Consider the following 20,425-nt stretch of genomic DNA (forward strand, 5'->3'; position numbering starts at 1 on the left):
ACAAGGGGTTTTACAATGAAAGCAATTGTTATAGGGATACTGGCATCATTTTTCTTTGCCTTTACCTTTGTTTTAAACCGGGCAATGGACTTAGAAGGTGGAAGCTGGATTTGGAGTGCATCATTACGGTATTATTTTATGGTTCCAATGCTATTACTTATTGTTATGTATAGAGGGAACTTAAAGCAACTCTTTCAATATATGAAAAACAATCCGAAAGAATGGTTAGTATGGAGTATCGTTGGATTTGGTCTCTTTTATGCACCGCTCAGTTTTGCTGGAGCGTTCGGACCAGGTTGGCTCGTTGCATCAACATGGCAAATTACAATTGTTGCAGGGATTTTGTTAACACCATTTTTTGCGGTGGATCCACTACATAAAAAACTTCCGATGAAGGAATTAGTTATGTCGGGCATTATTTTATTCGGTGTTGTTCTCATGCAAGTAGAACATGCTTCTTCATTAGGTATTCGTGAAACCGTTTTATGCGTAGTTCCTGTACTTATTGCAGCATTTGCGTATCCTCTTGGAAATAGAAAAATGATGCAAGTTTGTAAAGGGGAATTAGATGTATTTCAGCGAGTACTCGGTATGACATTAGCAAGTTTACCATTTTGGTTTATTCTATCTGGTTACGAAGTATCTACAAATGGATTACCATCAAGTAGCCAAGTTTTTCAATGTTTTATTGTAGCAGTTAGTTCTGGGTTAATCGCGACAGTATTATTTTTCTTTGCAACAGATCTTGTGAAAGATGATCCGCAAAAACTAGCAACAGTGGAAGCGACGCAGTCTGGTGAAGTTTTATTTGCGCTAGTAGGAGAGCTGATCTGGTTATCTGCACCAATTCCGTCATCATTATCTTGGGTTGGTATGAGTCTCGTTATTATTGGGATGATACTTCATAGTTATGTGGCTGTCGTTGTAAAAAAAGAAGAAAAAATAACGGCGTAATGAGACTAGCTCTTTTTATTAAGAGCTAGTCTTTTTTCGTAGAAAGGGATGAAAGTATGAATTTACAACGTGTTGAACAACTTGAAAAAGATTCAATATTAAATGTGCTACAATATGCCGTCGGTCCAAAAGAAATAAGCTTAAAGAAAGCAGTATTACTTTATCAAAGTAATAAAGGGACTTTGTACAAATATGAAGAAAAAGCTTGTATAGGTATTGAAGTAATCGGAGCAACTAAAGCACGAGTATGTCATATAGCAGTGGCTCCAGATTATCGTCAAAAAGGAATTGCACTGCAAATGATTAAAGAGGTTGTAAGAATATATCAATTGACTTATATAGAAGCAGAGACAGACGATGGGGCGGTAGAATTTTATAAAAGAATTGGTTTTCAAGTTAAAAATTTAGAAAAATATACGGGAATCGAAAGATTTCATTGTTATTTGGAAAAATAGTATAAAAATATGCATATGGAGTATAGTTTGAAAAAATAGGATTTACATTTTTCTTCATTTCAAAAAACTCTCGCTCATCATTATCTACGATTTTAATAGAGTTTTGAGGCTTCAGTACACCAATATACATATTTTTGTAGTAATGAATATGATTAAGTTAAAAATTAAGAAAAATATGATAATATACTTATATAAAAGTTTAAATTTATGTGGCTAGTGGGGGAACTAATATGAAAATGAATGAAATAGTAGCAAGTACACAATTTCCAAATACAATCGAAACTATAACAAAAGATTTAAAAGCATTAGGAATTGAAAAAGGAATGATAATTATCGTTCATTCATCATTAAGTTCTATCGGGTGGATATCTGGTGGTGCGGTTGCCGTAGTAGAAGCATTAATGAAAGTTGTTACGGAAGAGGGAACGATAATAATGCCAACACAATCTTCGGATTTATCCGATCCGAAGCATTGGTCCAGACCGCCTGTACCGGAAGACTGGTGGCAAATTATCCGAGATAACGTCCCAGCATTTGATCCACGTATAACCCCAACAAGGGGAATGGGTGAAATAGTTGAATGTTTTCGTACATATCCGAATGTAGTACGTAGTAATCATCCGTTAGGAAGTTTTGCTGCATGGGGAAAACATGCAGTAGAAATAACAATGAACCATACGTTATCAATGAGCTTTGGAGAAGAATCTCCATTAAGAAAAATATACGATTTAGACGGTTACGTATTATTAATTGGTGTTGGATACGATTCCAATACGTCTGTTCATTTATCCGAGGTGCGCACTGGTGCATGTGAGTTAATACAAGTAGGAGCACCTATTATAGAAAATGGTGAAAGAGTGTGGAAAGAGTTTATTGAAATGGATTACGAATCTGAGAAGTTTGTAGAAATTGGTGTGGAGTTTGAGCGAAAAGGAACTGTAAACAACGGGAAGATAGGGAATGCAACGTGTCGTCTAATGAAACAGCGTGATATAGTTGACTTTGGAACAGAATGGTTTCGTAAGAAAAATTAGTAAGGGATGGTTACAATGAAGGGGAAAAAGGTATTAATTACGAGCGGTGGTTGTCTAGAAAAATGGGATCAAGTACGCGGGCATACGAATATGGCCAAAGGTACAATCGGAAGGATAATCGCAGAAGAACTTCTAGCTAAAGGGGCACATGTTATATATTTACACGGTTATTTTGCGGAGAAACCGAGTGATGTACATAGAGGGTTAGAATTACATCCGTTTGAAGGAATCGTTGATTTACAAGATAAAATGAAAAGTATCATCAAACATGAAAAGGTTGATGCAGTCATTATGGCAGCGGCTGGATCAGATTGGATTGTGGAGAAGATTTGTGATCAAGATGGTAATGTTCTTAATATGAACGGAAAAATTTCAAGTGATATAGCACCGATTATTCATTTTCAAAAGGCTCCAAAAGTATTAAAACAAATAAAAGAATGGGACCCAGAAACAGTACTTGTTGGTTTTAAACTTGAAAGTGATTTAAGTGAAGAAGAACTGTTTGAAAGAGCAAAAAATAGAATGAAAGAAGCAAGGGCGAATGTAATGATTGCGAATTCACCACATTCTTTATATTCGCGCGGAGCCGTACATTATGTAATTGGACAGGATGGTAAAGGGAAGTTGTGTAATGGGAAAGATGAAACAGCGAAAGAAATTGTCAAAAGCTTAGAGATATTATGTAATCGTGTCACTGCTTTTTAAAATTAAGTTTTTAGATAAGAATGAATCCGCATAGTAATAAGTAAGCGAAACTTTAATTGGTGGGAATTTTACTTTTACACGAATGTGAAGCGTATACCAATCAAGAGCTATACACAGAATAATTGGTGAGGAGTGGATTCTATGGAACATTTATTAAAGCAAGCTATTAAACTTAGAAACGAAAAGAAATATGCGCAGTCTAAAGAGATACTTATAGGATTAACAAACTTTACAAAGGATGCAGAAGTACTGTATCAGTGTGCGTGGATACATGATGTAATGGGGCTAGAAACAGAAGCAGTTCCGTATTATGAGCAGGCAATCGCAAATGGACTTGATGGCGAATCGCTTTGCAGTGCTTATATTGGTTTAGGAAGTACATATCGTTGTATAGGGGAATATGAAAAGGCAATTACAGTATTAGAAGCTGGGGTGAAAAAATTCCCAGAGAACGCTCCGATGAAAGTATTTTTATCATTAGCAAAATATAACGTAAACGATCACGAATCAGCGATGAAATTATTACTTGAAACTGTCGTGAAAGTAGAGGAAGTAAAAGAATTTGAACGTGCCATTTCATTTTATAAAGACCATTTAAATGAGGTTTTTAAATAAGGGAGTAAACGTATGAATATTACACTATCGCGAAGGCGAAAAGGTATTTGGATTGGACTCGTCTCTTTAATTATGCTATCAAACTATTTATTGTATGCTCTTCCAATAGTACCAGCTGCGCCGAAAGAAGTTGTGCTTGGGTCATTATTAGATTGCATGTTTGTCATTCCGATCATCACGTATTTCTTCATTATTCGAAAAAGATACTCGTTAACGTATATAGTTCCTGTTGTAATAGCTGGTTATATTTTTGCAAGATTTATTATTCCAAGTGACTATTTACAAGATTTTTCATACGTTTCTTATATTATTGTTGCGGGTGAAATTGTATTTGTAGGTCTAGAATTATTCCTTCTCTATAAAATTGTTAGAGTGCTTCCTAAAATAATAAAAAGATATAAAGAATATAGAAGAGAAAATTATTCCTTTTCTTATGCGATTGATGCAGCATTTGAAGCTACTATGAAAAGAAATAAATTAATAGATATCATTGTAACGGAGTGTAAGTTAATCTATTATGCATTTTTATCGTGGCGTGAAAAAGTACCAGAAGGTGAATCCGTATACTCATATCACAAAAAGACTGGTGCAATAGGTGTATATATCATGATCATCCATGCGACCTTAATAGAAAGTATCGGTTTTCATTATTTGTTTCATCAATGGAATCCGGTTGTAGCATGGGTGTTACTTATTTTAAACGTATATGCAATGTTTTATTTTTTAGCTGAAATACAAGCAATGCGTAAAAATCCACTTGTCGTAACAGAAGAACAAGTAATCATTCAAATTGGATTAGGAAAGAAAATTGTTATACCATTTACACAAATTGATAATATTGCGTTCTACAAGGGTGAATTGCTATCGGCAAAAGAAGGGAAACAGGTATTGGATGCAACTGTTATGGAGTTCATAAAAGAACCTGCTACTTTTGAAATAACATTAAAAGAGCCAGTGAAAGCACAGTTGTTATATGGCTTTTCTAAAACAGTAAGTCGTGTTCACTTAAATGTTGATGAAGAGCGAAAATTTTATGATGCGGTTAAGGAAAAGTTAAAACATGAGTAATAGTGCTGTTAGTTACATAAAAACAAATGAGCTTCCGTTAGAAGTGAAAAAATATGAAACATGGATAGTGAAAAACTCTTTCTAAATAAGAAGGAGTTTTTATTGTGTACTTGTATAAATCATTATATAAAAAACTATATACTTCTTTATCACTACATAAATAGATATAATTGAGGATAGAACTAGCGTAAGGGGAAACAAAATAATGAATAAGTTACTTACATCGAAAATTGAAATTATAGAAAGAAAAATCCGGTATAACTCAACGATAGTAGATCACAATTGCTTATTACTTGAAAAGCAATCACAAAGTATCGTTTTATTTCACGAGGTGCAGTATTCATTTACAATGACTGCAAAAGATACTAAGTTAACAATCCCAAAAGGGAGTTATACAATCGCATATTACTGGAAAGATCGTTCGTACAATTTATACGTTTGGAGAGATATAAAAGGAAATTATTTAGGTTCCTATTTTAATATCGTAAAAAACACACAAATAAAAGACGAAGTGGTTTCCTTCGAAGATTTAATCATCGATATTATGGTACTTCCAAATGGAGAATACTTCATATTAGATGAGGATGAATTACCAGAACCATTAGGAAATTTCGAAGGTGGTTATGTGAAGGAAGCTCTTTATGGACTGAAAGAAATCATTCAAAAAGAGCTTCCACAAATAGTTTTGGAGACAGCCAGGGCGCAGAAGAACTAAAATTTAATTACATAAATATTTTGAATGGAAATGAGTAGTCTCAAGTTATATGATCTAACTTTTTTGATAAATCTAAGGTTAGTAGCATATTTCTTGAGATTACTTTTTTTGTAGAAATTTCGTTGCTTAGTTATTAAATTGATTTTAAATTTATGAAATAAGATTGACTGAATCAAGTTCAGTCGTTTATGATTGAATCAGATTCAGTCGCAAGAAAAAAATAGGAGATGACCTATGAAAAGAATATCAAAAGAACCAGATATAAGACGGCAAGAGTTAATGGATATTGGTTTTGAACTATATATGAAAAATGGTATGAAAGGATTTGGCATAAAAGATGTTGTGAATCATGCAGGTGTAGCAACGGGTTTATTTTATTATTACTTCAAGTCTAAGGAGGATTTTGTTGATGAAGTTTTAAATGACTTTATTGTGAAAAATATGGAGTTAATTGAAGAAATACTTATTTCAAATGAACGGTCTGTCATGCAAAAGATGAAAGATTCACTAGATATATTTTGGACATTTATTGAAAAGTTAGCACCCTATAAAAATGTGAGTTCGTTTCAAACGGAACAACATTTTCAACTGGAACAGAAATTATTCGCACGTATGCAACCGTTAATTAGACAAGTAATTGAAGAGGGAGTAAACATAGGTTTTTTTTATACTGATAACTCGTTATTAGCTTCTGGGTTTATTCTATACGGTCTTAGCAGTATTGCTCATTCAGAAGTAAAGTTGAATCTAGATACAAAACATGAAATGGTTAATTTAGTATTAACTACACTACGATACAATCAAAAGGAAGGAGAAAGTTTATGAAAATTATTATCGATGGAAATAATATCTCACAAGAGCAACTTATAAAATGGAAAAGAGAACGGATAAAAAAAGTATTATATACATTAGGACATAAAGAGCCTGAAATAAATGATACAGACGTCATGATAAAACAGCTAACGGAAATAAAGTTGCGATATACATACAATGAAGTGTACGAAAAGTTGAAATCAAAACTTAGATTAAGTGCAATAGGTATGCGTATCTGTACTCTTTTATCTGGTGATAGACGAAAATTTTCAAAAACTAGTATTTATTTAGATGGGATTACAGCAGAAGTAGCTATACATGGAATTGATAGTTTGATGCTTGAACAATCACGTGAAAATAACAAAGTGAATTTATCTGCTTGTCCTGATCACTATGTACTAAGACCCTTTGGGGAAAATGAATTAGAGGTTATCGAAACTACTGGTAATTCTCCGTTTCCAGTTCAATTTTTCATTGTTTTTGGTGACGAAACCGGATTAAAAACACCGAGAGATAAATCTTATCAATACCAATCAACAGGTGTTGCACGTATGAAAGATGGTACTACTATTGGTGGAGTTCGACATCAATTTAAAGATACTGATACAGGGATAGAAGTAAGTCTAGTTGTTGAGTTCCCAGCCCTTTGTCCTAATAGCCTAATTAAATCCCATCAAATGCATTTAGCATGTGAGTTTTCTTATTGGTTACAGTGGATTAAAGATCAGAAGAAATAGTAAGTAAATGATATCGTTCAAATAAACAACAGTAAAAATGTTCAAACGAATCATATGTATGTTTTGATAAAACCTAGTTGACTTATCGGAAATATTTGTATAATATGTACTTAATTCCATAACGTATTGCTGATTGGAGAAACCAAAGGCATTTTATCTGTTGATAAAATGCCTTTGGTTTTTTTATTGCACAAATACTGAATCTGTTCATTTATATGAATCATTTTAAGGAGGGGAAGAAATGACTGTTTCAATTGATGGGGTATCAAAATATTTTTTGAAACAAACTGGTACTGTTCAAGTATTAGAGAATATTAATTTTCAATTAGAGAAAGGGGATTTTGTTACAGTAATTGGTCCGAGTGGGTGTGGAAAAAGTACATTACTAAAAATTGTTGCAGGTCTAGATAATGATTTTGAAGGTGAAGTTGTTATTGACGGGGAGTCTATCTTAAAACCGAGTAAGAAACAAGGTTTTATTTTTCAAGAACATAGGCTTTTTCCATGGTTAACAGTTGAAGAAAATATAGCGGCAGATTTGTCGTTAAAAGATAAGTATGTGAAAGATAAGGTGAGAGAATGGGTTGAAATCGTTCGGTTAGATGGCTTTGAAAAATCGTATCCGAAAGAAATTTCAGGCGGGATGTCACAACGTGTTGCGATAGCGAGAGCGTTATTAAGAGATCCAAATGTATTATTACTTGATGAACCTTTTGGAGCGCTAGATGCTTTTACTCGAAGTCATTTGCAAGAAGTATTGCTAAATATTTGGGAGCAGAAGAAAACAACAATGATATTCGTTACACATGATATAGACGAAGCGATATATCTTTCAAACCGAATCATCATTATGAGTGCAAAGCCTGGAAAAATACATAAAGTAATTGAAAATAATTTGCCTTATCCGCGAAATAAAACTTCTCAATCGTTCCAACAACTTCGAACGAAAGTATTACAGCAGTTTGAATATGGAGGATTGATTCAAACAAGTATATAGGAAAAGGGTGATTTTATATGTATAAAAAATTTAAAGTTCTTTCTTTTGCTTTAGCTATATCAGTATGTTTATTAGGATGTGAAAAAAGTACAGCAAGTAGTAAGAAAGAAGATGTAACAATACAAATTGGTATACAACAAGGATTAAGCCCGCTATTACTAGCAAAGAAAAAGGGGTGGTTTGAAGAGGAGTTTAAAAAAGAAGGAGTTAAAGTGAAATGGACAGAGTTCCAAAGTGGACCTCCTTATTTTGAAGCAATCGCATCAAACCGATTAGACTTTGGTGAAGTAGGGAATTCTCCAGTCATTTCAGCGCAAGCAGCAGGTATTGGATTTACCGAAATCGCCAATACAAGTTATGCGAGAAAAGGAACTGGAATTCTTGTTCAAAAAGATAGCAAGATTGCGAGTGTAAAAGAGTTAAAAGGTAAAAAAATTGCAGTAGCAAAAGGAAGTAGTGCTTTTAATTTATTGTATCGAGCACTTGATAAAGAAGGGATTGATTCAAAAGATGTAAATGTCATTCAATTACAACCAGATGAAGCGCAGCCTGCATTCGAATCAGGATCAGTAGATGCATGGGCGATTTGGGACCCTTTCATATCATTACATACGTTAAATAAAGGTGCGAAGGTGATTGCAGACGGTGAAACATTAAATGCCTCTTCACCAGAATTTTTAATTACGAGAACAAAATTTGCGAAAGAACATCCAGAATTAGTTGAGAAATTCCTCAAAGTTTATGAGAAAGCACGTGTATGGCAAGATGCTAACTTAGATGAAGCAATAAAAGTATATACTTCTGTAAAAAAGATAGATGCGGAGATCGTAAAAGAAGTGTTTAATCACGACAAACCAATTTTAGTTCCGGTAACGAAGGAAATAATAGCAGAACAACAAAAGACAGCGGATTTTCAATATAAGCTCGGTTCTATAAAGAAAGAAATTAAGACGGAAAAAGTTGTAGATAATTCTTTCGTAGAAAAAGCATTGAAAGCGAAGTGAAAAGAGGTTTTGTAAAGTGGAAAATACGAAAGCTGTTATTAAACCAACGAGTATAACGATTGAGAAAAACAGCGTCAAGAAGGTGCGAAAGTTAAATGTAAAGGTTTTAGTAAGGGCGATTACTATACCGGTTATTATATTAATAATTTGGCAGTTGGCTGGCGTATTCGGTCTTGTTTCTAAAACAGTTTTACCAACACCATTAGATATTTTTCTAGCTTTCCAAGAGCTTATTAAAACAGGAGAGTTATTCGGCCATTTAAGTATTAGTGTATTCAGGGCTGCGGCTGGTTTCTTTATTGGTGGGGGCTTAGGAATCATTTTAGGAACGATTGTTGGATTTTCAACGAGAAGTGAGCAATATTTAGATCCATCTGTGCAAATGTTAAGAACTGTACCTCATTTAGCTGTTGCGCCGCTTTTCGTATTATGGTTCGGTTTTGGTGAAACATCGAAAGTGCTATTAATTGCAGATGGTGCATTTTTTCCTTTATACGTAAACGCATTTTTAGGTATTAGAGGTGTGGATTCAAAGTTATTTGATGTTGCGAGAGTGTTAGAGTTTAGTAAAAGAAAATTAATCACGAAACTAATTTTACCAGCCGCATTGCCTAACCTTTTACTAGGAGCAAGGTTATCGTTAGGTGTTGCATGGGTGAGTTTAGTAGTAGCAGAACTTATGGGGTCTACAGAAGGTATTGGCTATATGATTATGGATGCAAGGCAATTTTCAAATACAGATATCGTATTTGTCGGCATAATTATCTTTGCATTTGTTGGGAAGTTTTCTGACTCTCTTGTACGTTTACTAGAAGTGAAGTTTTTAAGATGGCGAGATAATTTTAAAGGTGAGACTGGGAATTAACATATAAATTATTAGAGGTAATTTATATAGAATGTGTTAGTATACGTTTCAAAATAAATAAGGGGTGTGTAAAGGTATGGAATTATTATGGTTTATTCCGGCTTATGGAGATGGTCGATATTTAGGAACGACAAAACGAGGAAGAGCAGCTGAATATGGTTATTATAAGCAAGTTGCTGCGGCAGCTGATTATTTAGGATATACGGGTGTTTTACTTCCAACTGGTCAAGGGTGTGAAGACCCTTGGGTGTTAGCTTCAGCTCTTGCTGCTGAAACAGAAAAACTAAAATTTTTAGTAGCAGTGAGACCAGGACTAATGTCCCCTACAGTTGCAGCGAGGATGGCATCTACATTTGATAGAATTTCAGATGGGAGACTGCTTATTAATGTAGTAGCTGGAGGAGATCCAGTTGAACTACAAGGAGATGGATTATATCTTGATCATGATGAAAGATATGAAGCAGCGGATGAATTTTTAAAAGTTTGGAAATCGACATTGCAAGGTGAAACGATCTCTTTAGAAGGAAAACATATTAAAGTTACAGATAGTAAAGTGGTATTCCCACCAGTTCAAACGCCATATCCTCCTATATATTTCGGAGGATCATCAGCTGCTGGAAAAGAAGTAGCAGCTGAACATAGTGATGTATATTTAACGTGGGGAGAGCCACCAGAGCAAGTGAAAGAGAAAATAGAAGAAGTAAGAAAACTTGCAGAAGAGAAGGGACGTAAGCTGCGATTTGGCATTAGATTACACGTAATTGTAAGAGAAACAGAAGAAGAAGCATGGGAAGAGGCAGAACGTTTAATTCAATATGTAGATAACGAAACAATTGAGCTTGCTCAAAAAACATTTGCAAGATATGATTCAGTTGGACAAAAACGAATGACACATTTAAATAAAGGAACAAGGAAATCATTAGAGATAAGCCCTAATTTATGGGCCGGAATCGGACTTGTAAGAGGTGGGGCAGGTACTGCACTTGTAGGCGATCCGCATACAGTAGCAGAAAGGATAAAAGAATATGAATCGTTAGGAATTGATACGTTTGTTTTATCAGGATATCCGCATTTAGAAGAAGCGTATGAAGTGGCAGAATTGTTATTTCCATTATTGAAAGACGAGAAGAAAAAAGAAAATAAAATTGTTGGTGAAATGATTGCTGATGCATATGCATTAAAAAAATAGTGAGAAAAAACCCGCAAGTTATTCGCTTGCGGGTTTTCATCGTAAATTATTAGAAAATATGGTAAAATTAAAGGGTAACTTAAGGTGCGGTTGGTTGTTCAATTATCACTTCTCCGAGTAGGAGGGGGGTGATAATACGTGAGTGAAATAGCGTTGCTACTGCAAGGTGGACTGTTTCTCGTTGCATTGTTAACGTTCGTCGTCGTTTTAATAGACAAGCTCAAAAAATAACAACCCACCTATGCCTATAGAATGTGGGTTGTTTTGTTTGTAAGAAACAAATAGGATAAATGAACAATCCAATCTGCTAAGTTACGTGGACTAGTGTGTAGCCGCACACTAGTCTTTTTTATTTATATACAATTTATAATTGGTTTATGTGATTGTATTGTTCTTTTCATACTCATTATAACACAGTGTCTTTTCATCAAGAAAGGAGACCGTATGTTCTGATTTCTATTGTATAGTAGGTGCTTTTTCTTTAAACAGCCCATCCATATACTGCTTTAAACTTTGGATATAAAATTTCTGTGTATTCACATTATTTACACCGACAATTGGTGATGGAAGGTCGAATCTTTTTTCTGATAAATGAACAACAACATCAAAAATATCAAATAGACGAATGAAACAGAACAGCCCATCTTTATCGCTAAGTAAAATAAAGTAATGATTTTCACTACTTGTATTTAGCGTATTCCATAAAGAACTTTTGCTTAAATCACGTACAATGCTTTTTTCTTTTAGTTCCACGAAATCTGCATTTGAGAGAATGGTAGAAATATCAATCGCATCTTGATCTTCAAAGTAGCCATCAACTGCTTGTACAGCGAATGTATAAGCCATTTTTAATATACTCATTTTATATTTACGGTTATCTAATAGCAATTCACGTTGAATAGAACTCGCTACTTTCGTTACACGTTCTTCTTTCCAAATTTCATTATGTAAGGAAATATCGTGCTTTTTACATAGTTTCATAATTAATGCATTAGAATAAAGAATTTCGTCGCTTACTTCGACAACATCAGTCTCAGCAGCCGCAAGTTCTTCACCGTGCTCATTCGTATAGAGTGGGGAATCAATTTGTCTTTTCATTTGTTCAATCTTAAACTGACTCAATTTATGCCTAATTAAAGGACGATCAATATTTGTTGTCATTTGTTCATGACAAGTATCACAAATTGAGTTTGTGAAATAATATCCACATAATATTTCTGGAATGACATATTGTTCACTAAGTTCTTTCGTATCTTTTCTGCAAATGATGCATTGTGTCATTTTTATCACCTTTACCCGCAAATTTGTATATAATCTCATTGTAGTGTATTTATTGGTATTTTGGAATATTGTAAAGGAAAATATTATGTGAAATTCATGTTTATTTTGGTACAATGAAGAGAAGTGCTAGTTTAAAGGAGGCCATTTTTTTGAAATCGAAAGTGCACTTTTGGACATTAGAAGTGCTAATGGTTGTAGGAATCATATTTATTTGCACAAAAATATCATTTTTATTTCAACCGATTGGTATCTTCATATCAACATTATTTTTCCCAATCTTAATCGCGCTTTTTTTATACTTCATATTTAATCCTGTATTAATCTTTTTGGAGAATAAAAAAGTACCTAGAAATTTAGCGATATTACTGTTATATCTTTTTATCATAACATTAACTGCCGTTGGCGTTGGAGTAGTTGTTCCTACTATATCACAACAGCTAATGGACTTAGTAAAAAATATGCCAGGCTACATAAAAGAGGGAAAAGTATACATACAAGAATTATCACATCATAGGTTGTTTGAATGGTTATCTACACAAAACTACGTTTCCATTGAAACAATTGAAAAAAATGCAATTGAATACTTAAAAGATATACCAAATACAATTACGTCGAGTGCAACGGCTTTATTTGGTATTATCACGAACGTTGCATTAGTTGTATTTACTGTACCGTTCATTTTATTTTACATGTTTAAAGATGGACATGCCTTTCCAGGAAAAGCGGTAAGTTTATTACCAGAGTCTTACCGTGAAGAGGGGCTTCGTATCATTAAGGAAACGAACGAAACATTATCTGCATATATTCAAGGACAAGCGCTCGTTTGTATATTTGTAGGTGCGTTTACTTTTATCGGTTATTTAATTATCGATTTACCGTACGCTTTCGTTTTAGGAATTATTGCAGCATTTACAAACATCATTCCTAACTTAGGTCCATTTATTGGGGCAGCACCAGCTGTTATTGTAGGACTGTTCGTATCTCCGATGCAAGCCTTATACGTAATTATTATCGTAACAATTGTACAACAGTTTGAAAGTAATATTATTTCACCACGTATTATGAGCTCGAAATTAAACATTCACCCATTAACAATTATTATCCTAATTTTAGGGGTAGGTAACTTTGCTGGAATCATCGGAATGATTTTAGCAGTACCAGTTTATGCAGTAACAAAAACTGTTGTTTCGAACTTAGTGAGATTGTTTAAGACAAAGAGAAGTAATCGTAAATAGTAAAACCTGAGAAAGATACACCGCTTTTTAAGTGGTGTATCTTTTGTTTATAAATAAATAATTAAAAGTGGGTTGATTTGATTTTATTATATATTTTTTATACATCAAATTCAGTGATAAACTTGTGTGATATAAGCTCTATAAAACTATGTGGAATCCCTCTGAACTATCCAAATCAATTCCTTACAGCGTGCTATCAACATCATAATCGACTCCTTTCAATTCTATATAGTTAAACGATTAAAGGTGAGTGTAGTATTTGCTTCTACGATCTCGAATTTCATCAATAACTTGTTTATATTGTCTTTCTTGTTTTAATTCATTTTGAGATATTGTTTCTTTTTGAATCGTAATCGTTAAAAAGAAAAGGTGAAACTTCATATGTGAATTCCTCCTTTCGAATTGGAATTACAGATGACTACAGTAATGACTTTGTCTTTCTTTTACAGAATCCATAGCCTGATTAATTTGTCGTTCATGAAACATTTCAGACTCAGAAAATTTATTTTTTTGAATGGTAATGGTTAAAAAGAATACTTTAAATTTCATTAGATAATTGCCCCTTTATAAGTGATTTAGAAAAAACGAGTGTAATAAGAAATTACAGGTGACTACAGTAATGACTTTGTCTTTCTTTTACATGATCTATAGCCTGAATAATTTGTCGTTCATGAAGCATTTCAGACTCAGAAAATTTATTTTTTTGAATGGTGATGGTTAAAAAGAATACTTTAAATTTCATTAGATAATTACCCCTTTATAAGTGATTTAGAAAAAAAGAGTGTAATAAGAAGATTGGCGCTCTTTTACTTCGCCCATAATATTTTGAATGTGTTGCTCACGTAAAATCTCTTTCTGTAAAAGTTTACGTTTTTGAATGGTGATGGTTAAAAAGAATGCTTTAAATTTCATGAATATATTACCCCTTTAAAATATATTTTTAATACATTTGAGTGTAGTATGAACTTTTAATGTCAATTATTTTATCAGTCAGTTGTTTTAACTGTTGTTTACGATTAATTTCAGTTTCAGATAAAGTATTTTTTTGAAGGACAGTCGTAAAAAAGAAAATATGAAAAGTCATAAATGAATTCCTCCTTTCGAAAAGGAATTACATGTGATCACAATAAAGTGCTTGGCGCTCCTTAATATCATTCATAGCTTTTTCAATTTGCTCATTATGAAGAATTTCATCTTTGGAAATTGTATTTCTTTGAATCGTAATACTTAAAAACAATACGCTAATAGTCATTGAATGTTGCTCCTTTCTTAGAAAAATAATGTAAGAGACTAAAAAATCGCGCAAAAAAACCACAGGAAGATACAGTTCTCCTATGGCTGGGCGTGAAAAAGCCACAGGAAAGTATACGACCTCCTGTGGCGAATTTATGAATTAAATGAAATAAAGTACGATTTTCAATTCTCCATTAGGGTGGTCGAATTCATATTTAATTGTCCAGAAAACACAGGTGTAGTTAACGCTAAAGTTAATGCATGTAATTGTAATTTCATCATTTCCTTCGACCTCCTTTTAGAATTTTTTTCTTACGTTAGTAAGTATATACAATTAATGGATAATTGTAAACATAAAAAATGAAAATTTTTAATTTTGATTAAAATGCGTATATTTAAAAAGGGATTTGGAAGTAAATATTGTAATTAACGAAATATCGATAAAAATGGGGGATGCTAAATGAAATATATGCATCATAACATGATCGTTATGCTAACAATTTTTTTATTCATTGCGGCTTGTTCTAACGGAGAAAGAATAAAAGATATATATGATGTTAGGTCAGATGATTTTAAGAAATATACTGGGGCATACGTTGGTAATAATTCAGATGTGGTTGCAATTATTAATCATTTACCTGGTGGTGAAACATTTCAAAGTGTAAGTTTAGAACATGAAAATGTAAAAGTGAAATATGGCGCAAAAGAGAGTGGGGCTCTTACAGAAGAAATGATTGAGACGTATTGGTTTGATGAGAAAGATACGATGAAGAAGAATTTTCTCTTTAATGCTATCTATCTAGTAATTTTAGTACCAAACGCAAAAGCTTATGAGTTTCAAATAGAAAATAAAAACTTTAAGATAACGAGGGAAGAAATGTTATCAATTTTGCATAGGGAATTCGATGATTTTCCAAAAGAAAATGATATATGGGATAAAATTAAAGTTATAAAGTTCTTTAACGACAATGAAGAAAAAATTAAAATGCTTGTGGAAGATAAAGATTTTCGGAAATCTTTATTTGCTAAATATCCAGTGAGGCAGTTGAAATAATGGAGGGGAGAAGATGGAGTTAGTATACAAAATTTCTTATCATAGAATGCAGGATCATTATTTACCTAAGTTAGTACAGGCAATTAGGCTCGTTAGTGAAGAAGATTTGTGGAAACAAGAGGCCTCTGTGAATTCAATTGGTGGAATCGTACTACATATTTGTGAACATTTACAGAGAAATACATGGCGTTATAAGGATCCCAATATAGTTTTTGAAAATGGAATTGAGGAGTATTTTCCAGTAAAACGACAACGTACTGAAGTTGTGCTACAGTACGTTGAAAAAGTATTTGATGAATGGGGAAAAGCATATATACAAGCACGGGAAGAAAAAAGCCATGTTGAACTTCATAGTTTATTACATTTAGTGGAGCACACGAGTTATCATTTAGGGCAAATAGTAGATCGTACAAAGTCAATACAGGGACAACAATTTAACTTTTGTCAAAATGGTATAAATGAAAAGAATTTGAGAACAAGAGTTGAAACTTCGAAATTTTAGAAAGAGAGTCATTTTAATAGATATTCCCTATTTTATGGTTATTTCAATTGGATTAACAATTCTTTATATCATAACTAGTAGTATATTTATTCGTAAAGTATCATTTGAACGAACAGTTTAAAATAGTGATAGATTATTCTTTTAGGGAGAAGGAAAATATATGGGAGACACGTCCTCACTAATAACCGTCTTTTTATGCATTGCACTACTAATATTTTGGCGTCGTTATCGCTCCATGCATAAGCCAATAAAGGGATCGGGAAAACGTATTTTATGGCCATTACTATTTTTAACACCAGGTATTGTATGGTTTTTAGGTCCCGTACATCTAGCTATATTACAAGTAATTATAGCGGTATTCATTGGTGTACTTTTTGCTGTGCCGCTTATAGTATTAACAAATTATGAACGAAGAGATGATGGGAATATTTATACGAAAAAAAGTGCAGCTTTTTTAATTACTTTTATTGCACTTGTCGTTTTGAGATACGGTTCAAGAAAATATATTGTTGACTTAGATCAGCAAACAATAGGTTTATTATTTTATGTTGTTGCAGTATCGTATATTTTTCCTTGGAGAATTGCCTGTTATATAAAGTTTAGGAAAGTTTGGCTGGAAAATAATAATCATGCTATATGAAAACTTCTCATTTGAGAAGTTTTTTTATTTTTACAGGTAAGCAAAACAAGTTGTTGAAGGGCAGGCTGTCATAGAATATGATACATATTATAATGAGGAAAAGTTGAGGGGATAAAAATGCGTACAATTTTACTTTTTCTAAACAACATGTTCATTAGCGAAATCGAGGACATTAGGCAAAAACATGATCCTTTATTTGGATTAATTCCACCGCATATTACAATTGTATTCCCATTTGAAAGTTCGATTTCAAATGATGAGCTGAAATTACATATTTTAAATGTATCAAAACCGATACAGAATATAGAAATTGAATTTAAGAATCAAATTACAAGTGAAAGAGAATATTTGTTTTTACGAGTTGAAAAGGGGAAAGAACAAATAGAGGAACTACATAATATTCTATATAAAGGACCTTTATTACAATTTTTGAAAGAAGACATTCCGTACATCCCGCATGTAACAGTCGGAAGAAAAGAAAGTGCCGTGTTAGCTGCTGAAGTAGTGAAGGAGATTCCTAGTTTTCATGGGAAGTTAAATTGTGTGATTGATAGAATAAGCGTGGAGCGAATTGGAGAGAACGGGGAATCAATTATTGAATTTGAAGTGCCATTTCTAAAAAGCTGACAAAAGTCAGCTTTTTATTTCGTAGCATGAAGTAATGCACCAATTGCACCGCTATTACCACCATCTTGTAAAAAGATTGGTGTTTTATTTTGATATTCGGTGTAGCTACTAATAATATGTTGAAGTTGTACGTTATTACATAAAGTCGAACCAATATAAATAATATGTTCAATGTTTTTTGTTTCAGCGAATTGAAGGCTTAATGCAGTAACGACTTCACCGACAAGTCCTTGTACAGTAGCTAGTATATCGGAGCTACTATTATTTGATTCTGTAATAGCTGCTTTCCCGAAGTTACTAGCAGTTAAGTTATTATCGATAGGGGAAAGAATACCACCATAAATATCTCCAACCGTAATATCTAGTTCTTTTCTAGAGCCTACTTTTGTTAGAGGGATTACAACTTCAAAATGATCTATATTTGTTAACAATTTTGAAAGTCCCATAATAGTCCCACCGCCAACTCCGGTTCCACCAGCGCGAATATACTGTTCATTATAAACGTAATGGATAGAAGTACCTGTACCGATATTGGTTAAAATAAAATTGTTTATAGTATGTTTTTCTTCTTTTAATATGTATCGGACACCTGCAAGAGTAGCTTCAAATTCGTTTAGCTCTATTATTTTATATGAACCTGTAAGCAGTTGCTGTAATAGTTTCGATTTACCACCCGTAATACATATTTGTTTTATGCCATTGTTGCTTTTAATCCAATCTATTATTTTATGTTGTTCATGCGAATAAAATTTTTCAAAAGTTAATAGCTTTTTTTCGTTAAAATAAGCTATTTTCGTTAATGTGCCTCCAGCATCGATACCGATAGTACGTTCCATTTTCCTGCTCCTAACTACGTAATATGTTTTCCTATTTATTTAATTGGTTGAGAATAGATATTTCCAACTGATATAAGGAACACTTTAATCTGCTTGATATATTAATAGTTTTTCTATAGTTACAATCGGCTGGTCGTTTACAGTTGCAATACCTTTACCAAGAACAAAACCTCGGCGATTGCGCGTTAGCTCATAATGTAAATCAAGTTTATCACCGGGATATGCTTTTCCGTGGAATTCAACTTCATCTAAAGAGGAGAGAAATCCTAGTCCTTCAGAATCACTTGTATGTACAAACCCACTAAGCTGAGCAAGTGCTTCTACAATTAACATATGAGGCATATATTTTTGACTATCATTTATAAACCATTCGTTATTTGTAATGAGTTTATATCCTGTAACGGATTCACCTTGTTTTACATTTGTTACTTTATCAATCATTAAAAATGGATAACGATGGGGAAGTGTGTCTTTAATATGCATTTGTAATTACCTCCAATGAATAATACCCCTGCTAAAGTTAAGCAGGGGAGTGGGAACTAATTTTTAACTAATTCATTTGATTTTTCAAGAGCAAAAATGCCGCTATTTCTAATGTTTTCAACAACTTGTTGTAACACTTCTTTATCTTGAACAAGTGCAATACGTACAAAGCCTTCTCCGTGAGGTCCAAATGCATGACCTGGTGTAACAACGACATTCGCACAATCCATTAATGCATAAGCAAAGTCTAGAGAAGTCCATCCTTGTGGAATTTCAGCCCAGACGAACATACTACCAGCTGGCTTATCGACATTCCAGCCAAATGTTCGGAATCCATCGACTAAAGTATCTCTCCGTTCTTGATAAATATCGCGGTTTTTCTCACAAAATGCAGCGCCATTTCTTAGTGCTACAGATGCCGCTTTTTGAATTGGTAAAAATACACCGTAGTCGGTATTTGATTTAAATTGAGTAAGTGCACGAACAATTTCTTCGTTTCCAATCATATATCCAATACGGCTACCTGCTAAACTATAACTTTTTGACAAAGAATTGATTTCTACACCAACTTCTTTAGCACCATGTACAGAGAGGAAGCTAATTGGCTTATTACCATCGAAATAAAATTCAGCATAAGCAAAATCATGGACAACGATAATATTATGCTTTTTCGCGAATGCGATTACTTCTTTAAAGAAACCTTCATGAGCCATTGCTGGAACGGGATTCCCTGGGAAGTTTAAAATCATCATCTTCGCTTGATCGGCAATTTCTTCAGGGATGACTTCTAAGTCTGGTAAGAAATCATTCTCTTTCTTTAAAGGCATGTAGTAAGATGTTGCACCAGCCATTTGAATACCTGTTTCATAAGCTGTATATCCTGGATCAGGAACTAATATAATATCACCTGGATTTGCATAAACCATAGGTAAATGAACGAGCCCGTCTTGTGAACCCATTAATAATAAAACTTCTTTATCCGCATTTAATATAACGTTATGAGTGTTGTTGTAATATTCAGTTACAGCTTCGTGAAATTCTTGAATACCTGATAATGTATACCCGTAGCTCTCTTTTTCACTCGCTGTATGTACCATTGCTTCTCTTACAAAATCAGCTGGTGGCATATCAGGATTTCCGATACTTAAGTCAATCATGTTATGACCTGCTGCAATTTTTTCTTTTTTATAGGCCCCTAATTCACTAAATATAGAAGATTGGAATGCTTTCATTCTAGTTGCTAACGTGTAAGTCATCAAAACCCCTCCTAAAAACAGTGCTTTCATTCTGTGTTTTTAATTATTCTGAAAACACATGTTTACATTTTATCATTTTTTTATGAAAATTAAAATGATTGACAAATTTAGAAGAAGGATTAGCCTA

Annotated in this window: 29 protein-coding genes and 1 pseudogene; 20 read left to right on the plus strand and 10 right to left on the minus strand. The window is 33.3% G+C overall.

Annotated elements, in window-relative coordinates:
- The first annotated feature begins 15 nt into the window (after nt 1–15).
- The 14 genes from C4S65_RS10940 to C4S65_RS34905 all read left to right on the plus strand — a co-directional run bounded on the left by C4S65_RS10940 (nt 16) and on the right by C4S65_RS34905 (nt 11,382).
- The gene (locus C4S65_RS10940; protein ID WP_000644590.1) at nt 16–954 is read left to right on the plus strand and encodes a multidrug resistance efflux transporter family protein; all 939 of its coding nucleotides are present in this window, start codon (nt 16–18) and stop codon (nt 952–954) included.
- Nucleotides 955–1,010: 56 nt separating this feature from the next.
- Complete coding sequence (locus C4S65_RS10945; protein WP_086407434.1) at nt 1,011–1,409, plus strand: GNAT family N-acetyltransferase; 399 nt, start codon at nt 1,011–1,013, stop codon at nt 1,407–1,409.
- 236 nt (nt 1,410–1,645) lie between these two features.
- Complete coding sequence (locus tag C4S65_RS10950) at nt 1,646–2,443, plus strand: AAC(3) family N-acetyltransferase (RefSeq protein WP_140338010.1); 798 nt, start codon at nt 1,646–1,648, stop codon at nt 2,441–2,443.
- A gap of 15 nt (nt 2,444–2,458) precedes the next feature.
- Nucleotides 2,459–3,148 carry a phosphopantothenoylcysteine decarboxylase gene (locus tag C4S65_RS10955; protein ID WP_061666536.1) on the plus strand — a complete coding sequence of 230 codons (690 nt, stop codon included), beginning with the start codon at nt 2,459–2,461 and terminating at the stop codon, nt 3,146–3,148.
- Nucleotides 3,149–3,289: 141 nt separating this feature from the next.
- Nucleotides 3,290–3,763: a tetratricopeptide repeat protein gene (locus tag C4S65_RS10960; protein WP_061666539.1), complete on the plus strand. Its 474-nt coding sequence runs from the start codon at nt 3,290–3,292 to the stop codon at nt 3,761–3,763.
- Nucleotides 3,764–3,775: 12 nt separating this feature from the next.
- A complete protein-coding gene (locus tag C4S65_RS10965; protein ID WP_001027867.1) occupies nt 3,776–4,831 on the plus strand; it encodes a hypothetical protein in 1,056 nt (351 codons plus the stop codon).
- Nucleotides 4,832–5,036: 205 nt separating this feature from the next.
- Entirely contained in the window at nt 5,037–5,546 is a 510-nt protein-coding gene (locus C4S65_RS10970) for a DUF402 domain-containing protein (protein ID WP_097820806.1), read from the plus strand.
- 234 nt (nt 5,547–5,780) lie between these two features.
- Nucleotides 5,781–6,371 carry a TetR/AcrR family transcriptional regulator gene (locus C4S65_RS10975; RefSeq protein WP_000822616.1) on the plus strand — a complete coding sequence of 197 codons (591 nt, stop codon included), beginning with the start codon at nt 5,781–5,783 and terminating at the stop codon, nt 6,369–6,371.
- Entirely contained in the window at nt 6,368–7,096 is a 729-nt protein-coding gene (locus tag C4S65_RS10980; protein ID WP_086407437.1) for a hypothetical protein, read from the plus strand. The genes C4S65_RS10975 and C4S65_RS10980 overlap by 4 nt, the downstream gene beginning before the upstream one ends.
- A 241-nt stretch (nt 7,097–7,337) precedes the next feature.
- Nucleotides 7,338–8,093 carry an ABC transporter ATP-binding protein gene (locus C4S65_RS10985; RefSeq protein ID WP_000218583.1) on the plus strand — a complete coding sequence of 252 codons (756 nt, stop codon included), beginning with the start codon at nt 7,338–7,340 and terminating at the stop codon, nt 8,091–8,093.
- Nucleotides 8,094–8,110: 17 nt separating this feature from the next.
- Nucleotides 8,111–9,097, plus strand: a complete 987-nt coding sequence (locus C4S65_RS10990; protein WP_097888510.1) for an aliphatic sulfonate ABC transporter substrate-binding protein — start codon at nt 8,111–8,113, stop codon at nt 9,095–9,097.
- 16 nt (nt 9,098–9,113) lie between these two features.
- Entirely contained in the window at nt 9,114–9,962 is an 849-nt protein-coding gene (locus C4S65_RS10995) for an ABC transporter permease (RefSeq protein WP_086407439.1), read from the plus strand.
- A gap of 76 nt (nt 9,963–10,038) precedes the next feature.
- Nucleotides 10,039–11,151, plus strand: coding sequence for an FMNH2-dependent alkanesulfonate monooxygenase (ssuD, locus tag C4S65_RS11000; RefSeq protein WP_000422244.1), 1,113 nt, complete (start codon nt 10,039–10,041; stop codon nt 11,149–11,151).
- 138 nt (nt 11,152–11,289) lie between these two features.
- A complete protein-coding gene (locus C4S65_RS34905; RefSeq protein ID WP_001289320.1) occupies nt 11,290–11,382 on the plus strand; it encodes a putative holin-like toxin in 93 nt (30 codons plus the stop codon).
- 225 nt (nt 11,383–11,607) lie between these two features.
- Here the strand turns inward: C4S65_RS34905 and C4S65_RS11010 are convergent, their stop codons facing one another.
- On the minus strand, nt 11,608–12,432 hold the full coding sequence (locus C4S65_RS11010) for an HNH endonuclease (RefSeq protein ID WP_000189708.1): 825 nt from the start codon (nt 12,430–12,432) through the stop codon (nt 11,608–11,610).
- 149 nt (nt 12,433–12,581) lie between these two features.
- On the opposite strand from C4S65_RS11010, the gene C4S65_RS11015 reads away from it, so the two are divergent.
- Entirely contained in the window at nt 12,582–13,667 is a 1,086-nt protein-coding gene (locus tag C4S65_RS11015; RefSeq protein WP_000837892.1) for an AI-2E family transporter, read from the plus strand.
- A gap of 240 nt (nt 13,668–13,907) precedes the next feature.
- Here C4S65_RS11015 and C4S65_RS11020 read toward each other — a convergent pair whose 3' ends face one another.
- The 6 genes from C4S65_RS11020 to C4S65_RS11045 are packed head-to-tail and all read right to left on the minus strand — an operon-like array spanning nt 13,908 to nt 14,919.
- The gene (locus C4S65_RS11020; protein WP_000668497.1) at nt 13,908–14,048 is read right to left on the minus strand and encodes a YrzI family small protein; all 141 of its coding nucleotides are present in this window, start codon (nt 14,046–14,048) and stop codon (nt 13,908–13,910) included.
- 27 nt (nt 14,049–14,075) lie between these two features.
- Nucleotides 14,076–14,216: a YrzI family small protein gene (locus tag C4S65_RS11025; protein WP_000669803.1), complete on the minus strand. Its 141-nt coding sequence runs from the start codon at nt 14,214–14,216 to the stop codon at nt 14,076–14,078.
- A 52-nt stretch (nt 14,217–14,268) separates the two neighbouring features.
- Entirely contained in the window at nt 14,269–14,409 is a 141-nt protein-coding gene (locus C4S65_RS11030) for a YrzI family small protein (protein ID WP_098517006.1), read from the minus strand.
- A gap of 26 nt (nt 14,410–14,435) precedes the next feature.
- Nucleotides 14,436–14,579: a YrzI family small protein gene (locus C4S65_RS11035; protein ID WP_061666552.1), complete on the minus strand. Its 144-nt coding sequence runs from the start codon at nt 14,577–14,579 to the stop codon at nt 14,436–14,438.
- Between the two features lie 28 nt (nt 14,580–14,607).
- Nucleotides 14,608–14,751, minus strand: a complete 144-nt coding sequence (locus tag C4S65_RS11040; RefSeq protein WP_000142728.1) for a YrzI family small protein — start codon at nt 14,749–14,751, stop codon at nt 14,608–14,610.
- A gap of 27 nt (nt 14,752–14,778) precedes the next feature.
- Nucleotides 14,779–14,919 (minus strand): YrzI family small protein, encoded by a 141-nt coding sequence (locus C4S65_RS11045; protein ID WP_098517005.1) that lies wholly within the window; start codon nt 14,917–14,919, stop codon nt 14,779–14,781.
- A gap of 441 nt (nt 14,920–15,360) precedes the next feature.
- On the opposite strand from C4S65_RS11045, the gene C4S65_RS11055 reads away from it, so the two are divergent.
- The 5 genes and pseudogenes from C4S65_RS11055 (at nt 15,361) to C4S65_RS11075 (ending at nt 17,723) form a co-directional block, all read left to right on the plus strand.
- A complete protein-coding gene (locus C4S65_RS11055) occupies nt 15,361–15,954 on the plus strand; it encodes a DUF4825 domain-containing protein (protein WP_086407440.1) in 594 nt (197 codons plus the stop codon).
- 13 nt (nt 15,955–15,967) lie between these two features.
- Complete coding sequence (locus C4S65_RS11060) at nt 15,968–16,456, plus strand: hypothetical protein (RefSeq protein WP_098318093.1); 489 nt, start codon at nt 15,968–15,970, stop codon at nt 16,454–16,456.
- Nucleotides 16,457–16,463: 7 nt separating this feature from the next.
- Nucleotides 16,464–16,577: pseudogene (locus C4S65_RS11065) on the plus strand (DUF4052 family protein); the annotation flags it as partial.
- A gap of 39 nt (nt 16,578–16,616) precedes the next feature.
- Entirely contained in the window at nt 16,617–17,096 is a 480-nt protein-coding gene (locus tag C4S65_RS11070; protein WP_000502961.1) for a cytochrome c biogenesis protein CcdC, read from the plus strand.
- A gap of 117 nt (nt 17,097–17,213) precedes the next feature.
- Complete coding sequence (locus tag C4S65_RS11075; protein ID WP_098013410.1) at nt 17,214–17,723, plus strand: 2'-5' RNA ligase family protein; 510 nt, start codon at nt 17,214–17,216, stop codon at nt 17,721–17,723.
- A 14-nt stretch (nt 17,724–17,737) separates the two neighbouring features.
- On the opposite strand, the gene coaW is transcribed toward C4S65_RS11075, so the two are convergent.
- The 3 genes from coaW to C4S65_RS11090 form a co-directional block, all read right to left on the minus strand.
- Nucleotides 17,738–18,559 carry a type II pantothenate kinase gene (gene coaW, locus C4S65_RS11080; RefSeq protein WP_098318094.1) on the minus strand — a complete coding sequence of 274 codons (822 nt, stop codon included), beginning with the start codon at nt 18,557–18,559 and terminating at the stop codon, nt 17,738–17,740.
- 84 nt (nt 18,560–18,643) lie between these two features.
- The gene (locus tag C4S65_RS11085; protein ID WP_000547661.1) at nt 18,644–19,042 is read right to left on the minus strand and encodes a 3-hydroxyacyl-ACP dehydratase FabZ family protein; all 399 of its coding nucleotides are present in this window, start codon (nt 19,040–19,042) and stop codon (nt 18,644–18,646) included.
- Nucleotides 19,043–19,098: 56 nt separating this feature from the next.
- Nucleotides 19,099–20,298, minus strand: a complete 1,200-nt coding sequence (locus C4S65_RS11090; RefSeq protein ID WP_000222690.1) for an LL-diaminopimelate aminotransferase — start codon at nt 20,296–20,298, stop codon at nt 19,099–19,101.
- Nucleotides 20,299–20,425 lie beyond the last annotated feature (127 nt).

It is taken from the genome of Bacillus sp. ok061 (genome assembly GCF_900108285.1).
In the GTDB taxonomy this organism is placed as follows: Bacteria; Bacillota; Bacilli; order Bacillales; family Bacillaceae_G; genus Bacillus_A; species Bacillus_A thuringiensis_S.

What these genes read in the sequence shown, in the direction of transcription:
- C4S65_RS11045 (WP_098517005.1), bottom strand. Translation starts at nt 14,919, where the DNA reads ATGACTATTAGCGTATTGTTTTTAAGTATTACGATTCAAAGAAATACA.
- C4S65_RS10970 (WP_097820806.1), top strand. Translation starts at nt 5,037, where the DNA reads ATGAATAAGTTACTTACATCGAAAATTGAAATTATAGAAAGAAAAATC.
- C4S65_RS11090 (WP_000222690.1), bottom strand. Translation starts at nt 20,298, where the DNA reads ATGACTTACACGTTAGCAACTAGAATGAAAGCATTCCAATCTTCTATA.
- C4S65_RS11035 (WP_061666552.1), bottom strand. Translation starts at nt 14,579, where the DNA reads ATGAAATTTAAAGCATTCTTTTTAACCATCACCATTCAAAAACGTAAA.
- C4S65_RS11010 (WP_000189708.1), bottom strand. Translation starts at nt 12,432, where the DNA reads ATGACACAATGCATCATTTGCAGAAAAGATACGAAAGAACTTAGTGAA.
- C4S65_RS11055 (WP_086407440.1), top strand. Translation starts at nt 15,361, where the DNA reads ATGAAATATATGCATCATAACATGATCGTTATGCTAACAATTTTTTTA.
- C4S65_RS11020 (WP_000668497.1), bottom strand. Translation starts at nt 14,048, where the DNA reads ATGAAGTTTCACCTTTTCTTTTTAACGATTACGATTCAAAAAGAAACA.
- C4S65_RS10945 (WP_086407434.1), top strand. Translation starts at nt 1,011, where the DNA reads ATGAATTTACAACGTGTTGAACAACTTGAAAAAGATTCAATATTAAAT.
- C4S65_RS10980 (WP_086407437.1), top strand. Translation starts at nt 6,368, where the DNA reads ATGAAAATTATTATCGATGGAAATAATATCTCACAAGAGCAACTTATA.
- C4S65_RS10990 (WP_097888510.1), top strand. Translation starts at nt 8,111, where the DNA reads ATGTATAAAAAATTTAAAGTTCTTTCTTTTGCTTTAGCTATATCAGTA.
- ssuD (WP_000422244.1), top strand. Translation starts at nt 10,039, where the DNA reads ATGGAATTATTATGGTTTATTCCGGCTTATGGAGATGGTCGATATTTA.
- C4S65_RS10985 (WP_000218583.1), top strand. Translation starts at nt 7,338, where the DNA reads ATGACTGTTTCAATTGATGGGGTATCAAAATATTTTTTGAAACAAACT.
- C4S65_RS11060 (WP_098318093.1), top strand. Translation starts at nt 15,968, where the DNA reads ATGGAGTTAGTATACAAAATTTCTTATCATAGAATGCAGGATCATTAT.
- C4S65_RS10950 (WP_140338010.1), top strand. Translation starts at nt 1,646, where the DNA reads ATGAATGAAATAGTAGCAAGTACACAATTTCCAAATACAATCGAAACT.
- C4S65_RS11085 (WP_000547661.1), bottom strand. Translation starts at nt 19,042, where the DNA reads ATGCATATTAAAGACACACTTCCCCATCGTTATCCATTTTTAATGATT.
- C4S65_RS10965 (WP_001027867.1), top strand. Translation starts at nt 3,776, where the DNA reads ATGAATATTACACTATCGCGAAGGCGAAAAGGTATTTGGATTGGACTC.
- C4S65_RS11040 (WP_000142728.1), bottom strand. Translation starts at nt 14,751, where the DNA reads ATGACTTTTCATATTTTCTTTTTTACGACTGTCCTTCAAAAAAATACT.
- coaW (WP_098318094.1), bottom strand. Translation starts at nt 18,559, where the DNA reads ATGGAACGTACTATCGGTATCGATGCTGGAGGCACATTAACGAAAATA.
- C4S65_RS11070 (WP_000502961.1), top strand. Translation starts at nt 16,617, where the DNA reads ATGGGAGACACGTCCTCACTAATAACCGTCTTTTTATGCATTGCACTA.
- C4S65_RS11075 (WP_098013410.1), top strand. Translation starts at nt 17,214, where the DNA reads ATGCGTACAATTTTACTTTTTCTAAACAACATGTTCATTAGCGAAATC.
- C4S65_RS11025 (WP_000669803.1), bottom strand. Translation starts at nt 14,216, where the DNA reads ATGAAATTTAAAGTATTCTTTTTAACCATTACCATTCAAAAAAATAAA.
- C4S65_RS10960 (WP_061666539.1), top strand. Translation starts at nt 3,290, where the DNA reads ATGGAACATTTATTAAAGCAAGCTATTAAACTTAGAAACGAAAAGAAA.
- C4S65_RS10975 (WP_000822616.1), top strand. Translation starts at nt 5,781, where the DNA reads ATGAAAAGAATATCAAAAGAACCAGATATAAGACGGCAAGAGTTAATG.
- C4S65_RS10955 (WP_061666536.1), top strand. Translation starts at nt 2,459, where the DNA reads ATGAAGGGGAAAAAGGTATTAATTACGAGCGGTGGTTGTCTAGAAAAA.
- C4S65_RS11030 (WP_098517006.1), bottom strand. Translation starts at nt 14,409, where the DNA reads ATGAAATTTAAAGTATTCTTTTTAACCATCACCATTCAAAAAAATAAA.
- C4S65_RS10940 (WP_000644590.1), top strand. Translation starts at nt 16, where the DNA reads ATGAAAGCAATTGTTATAGGGATACTGGCATCATTTTTCTTTGCCTTT.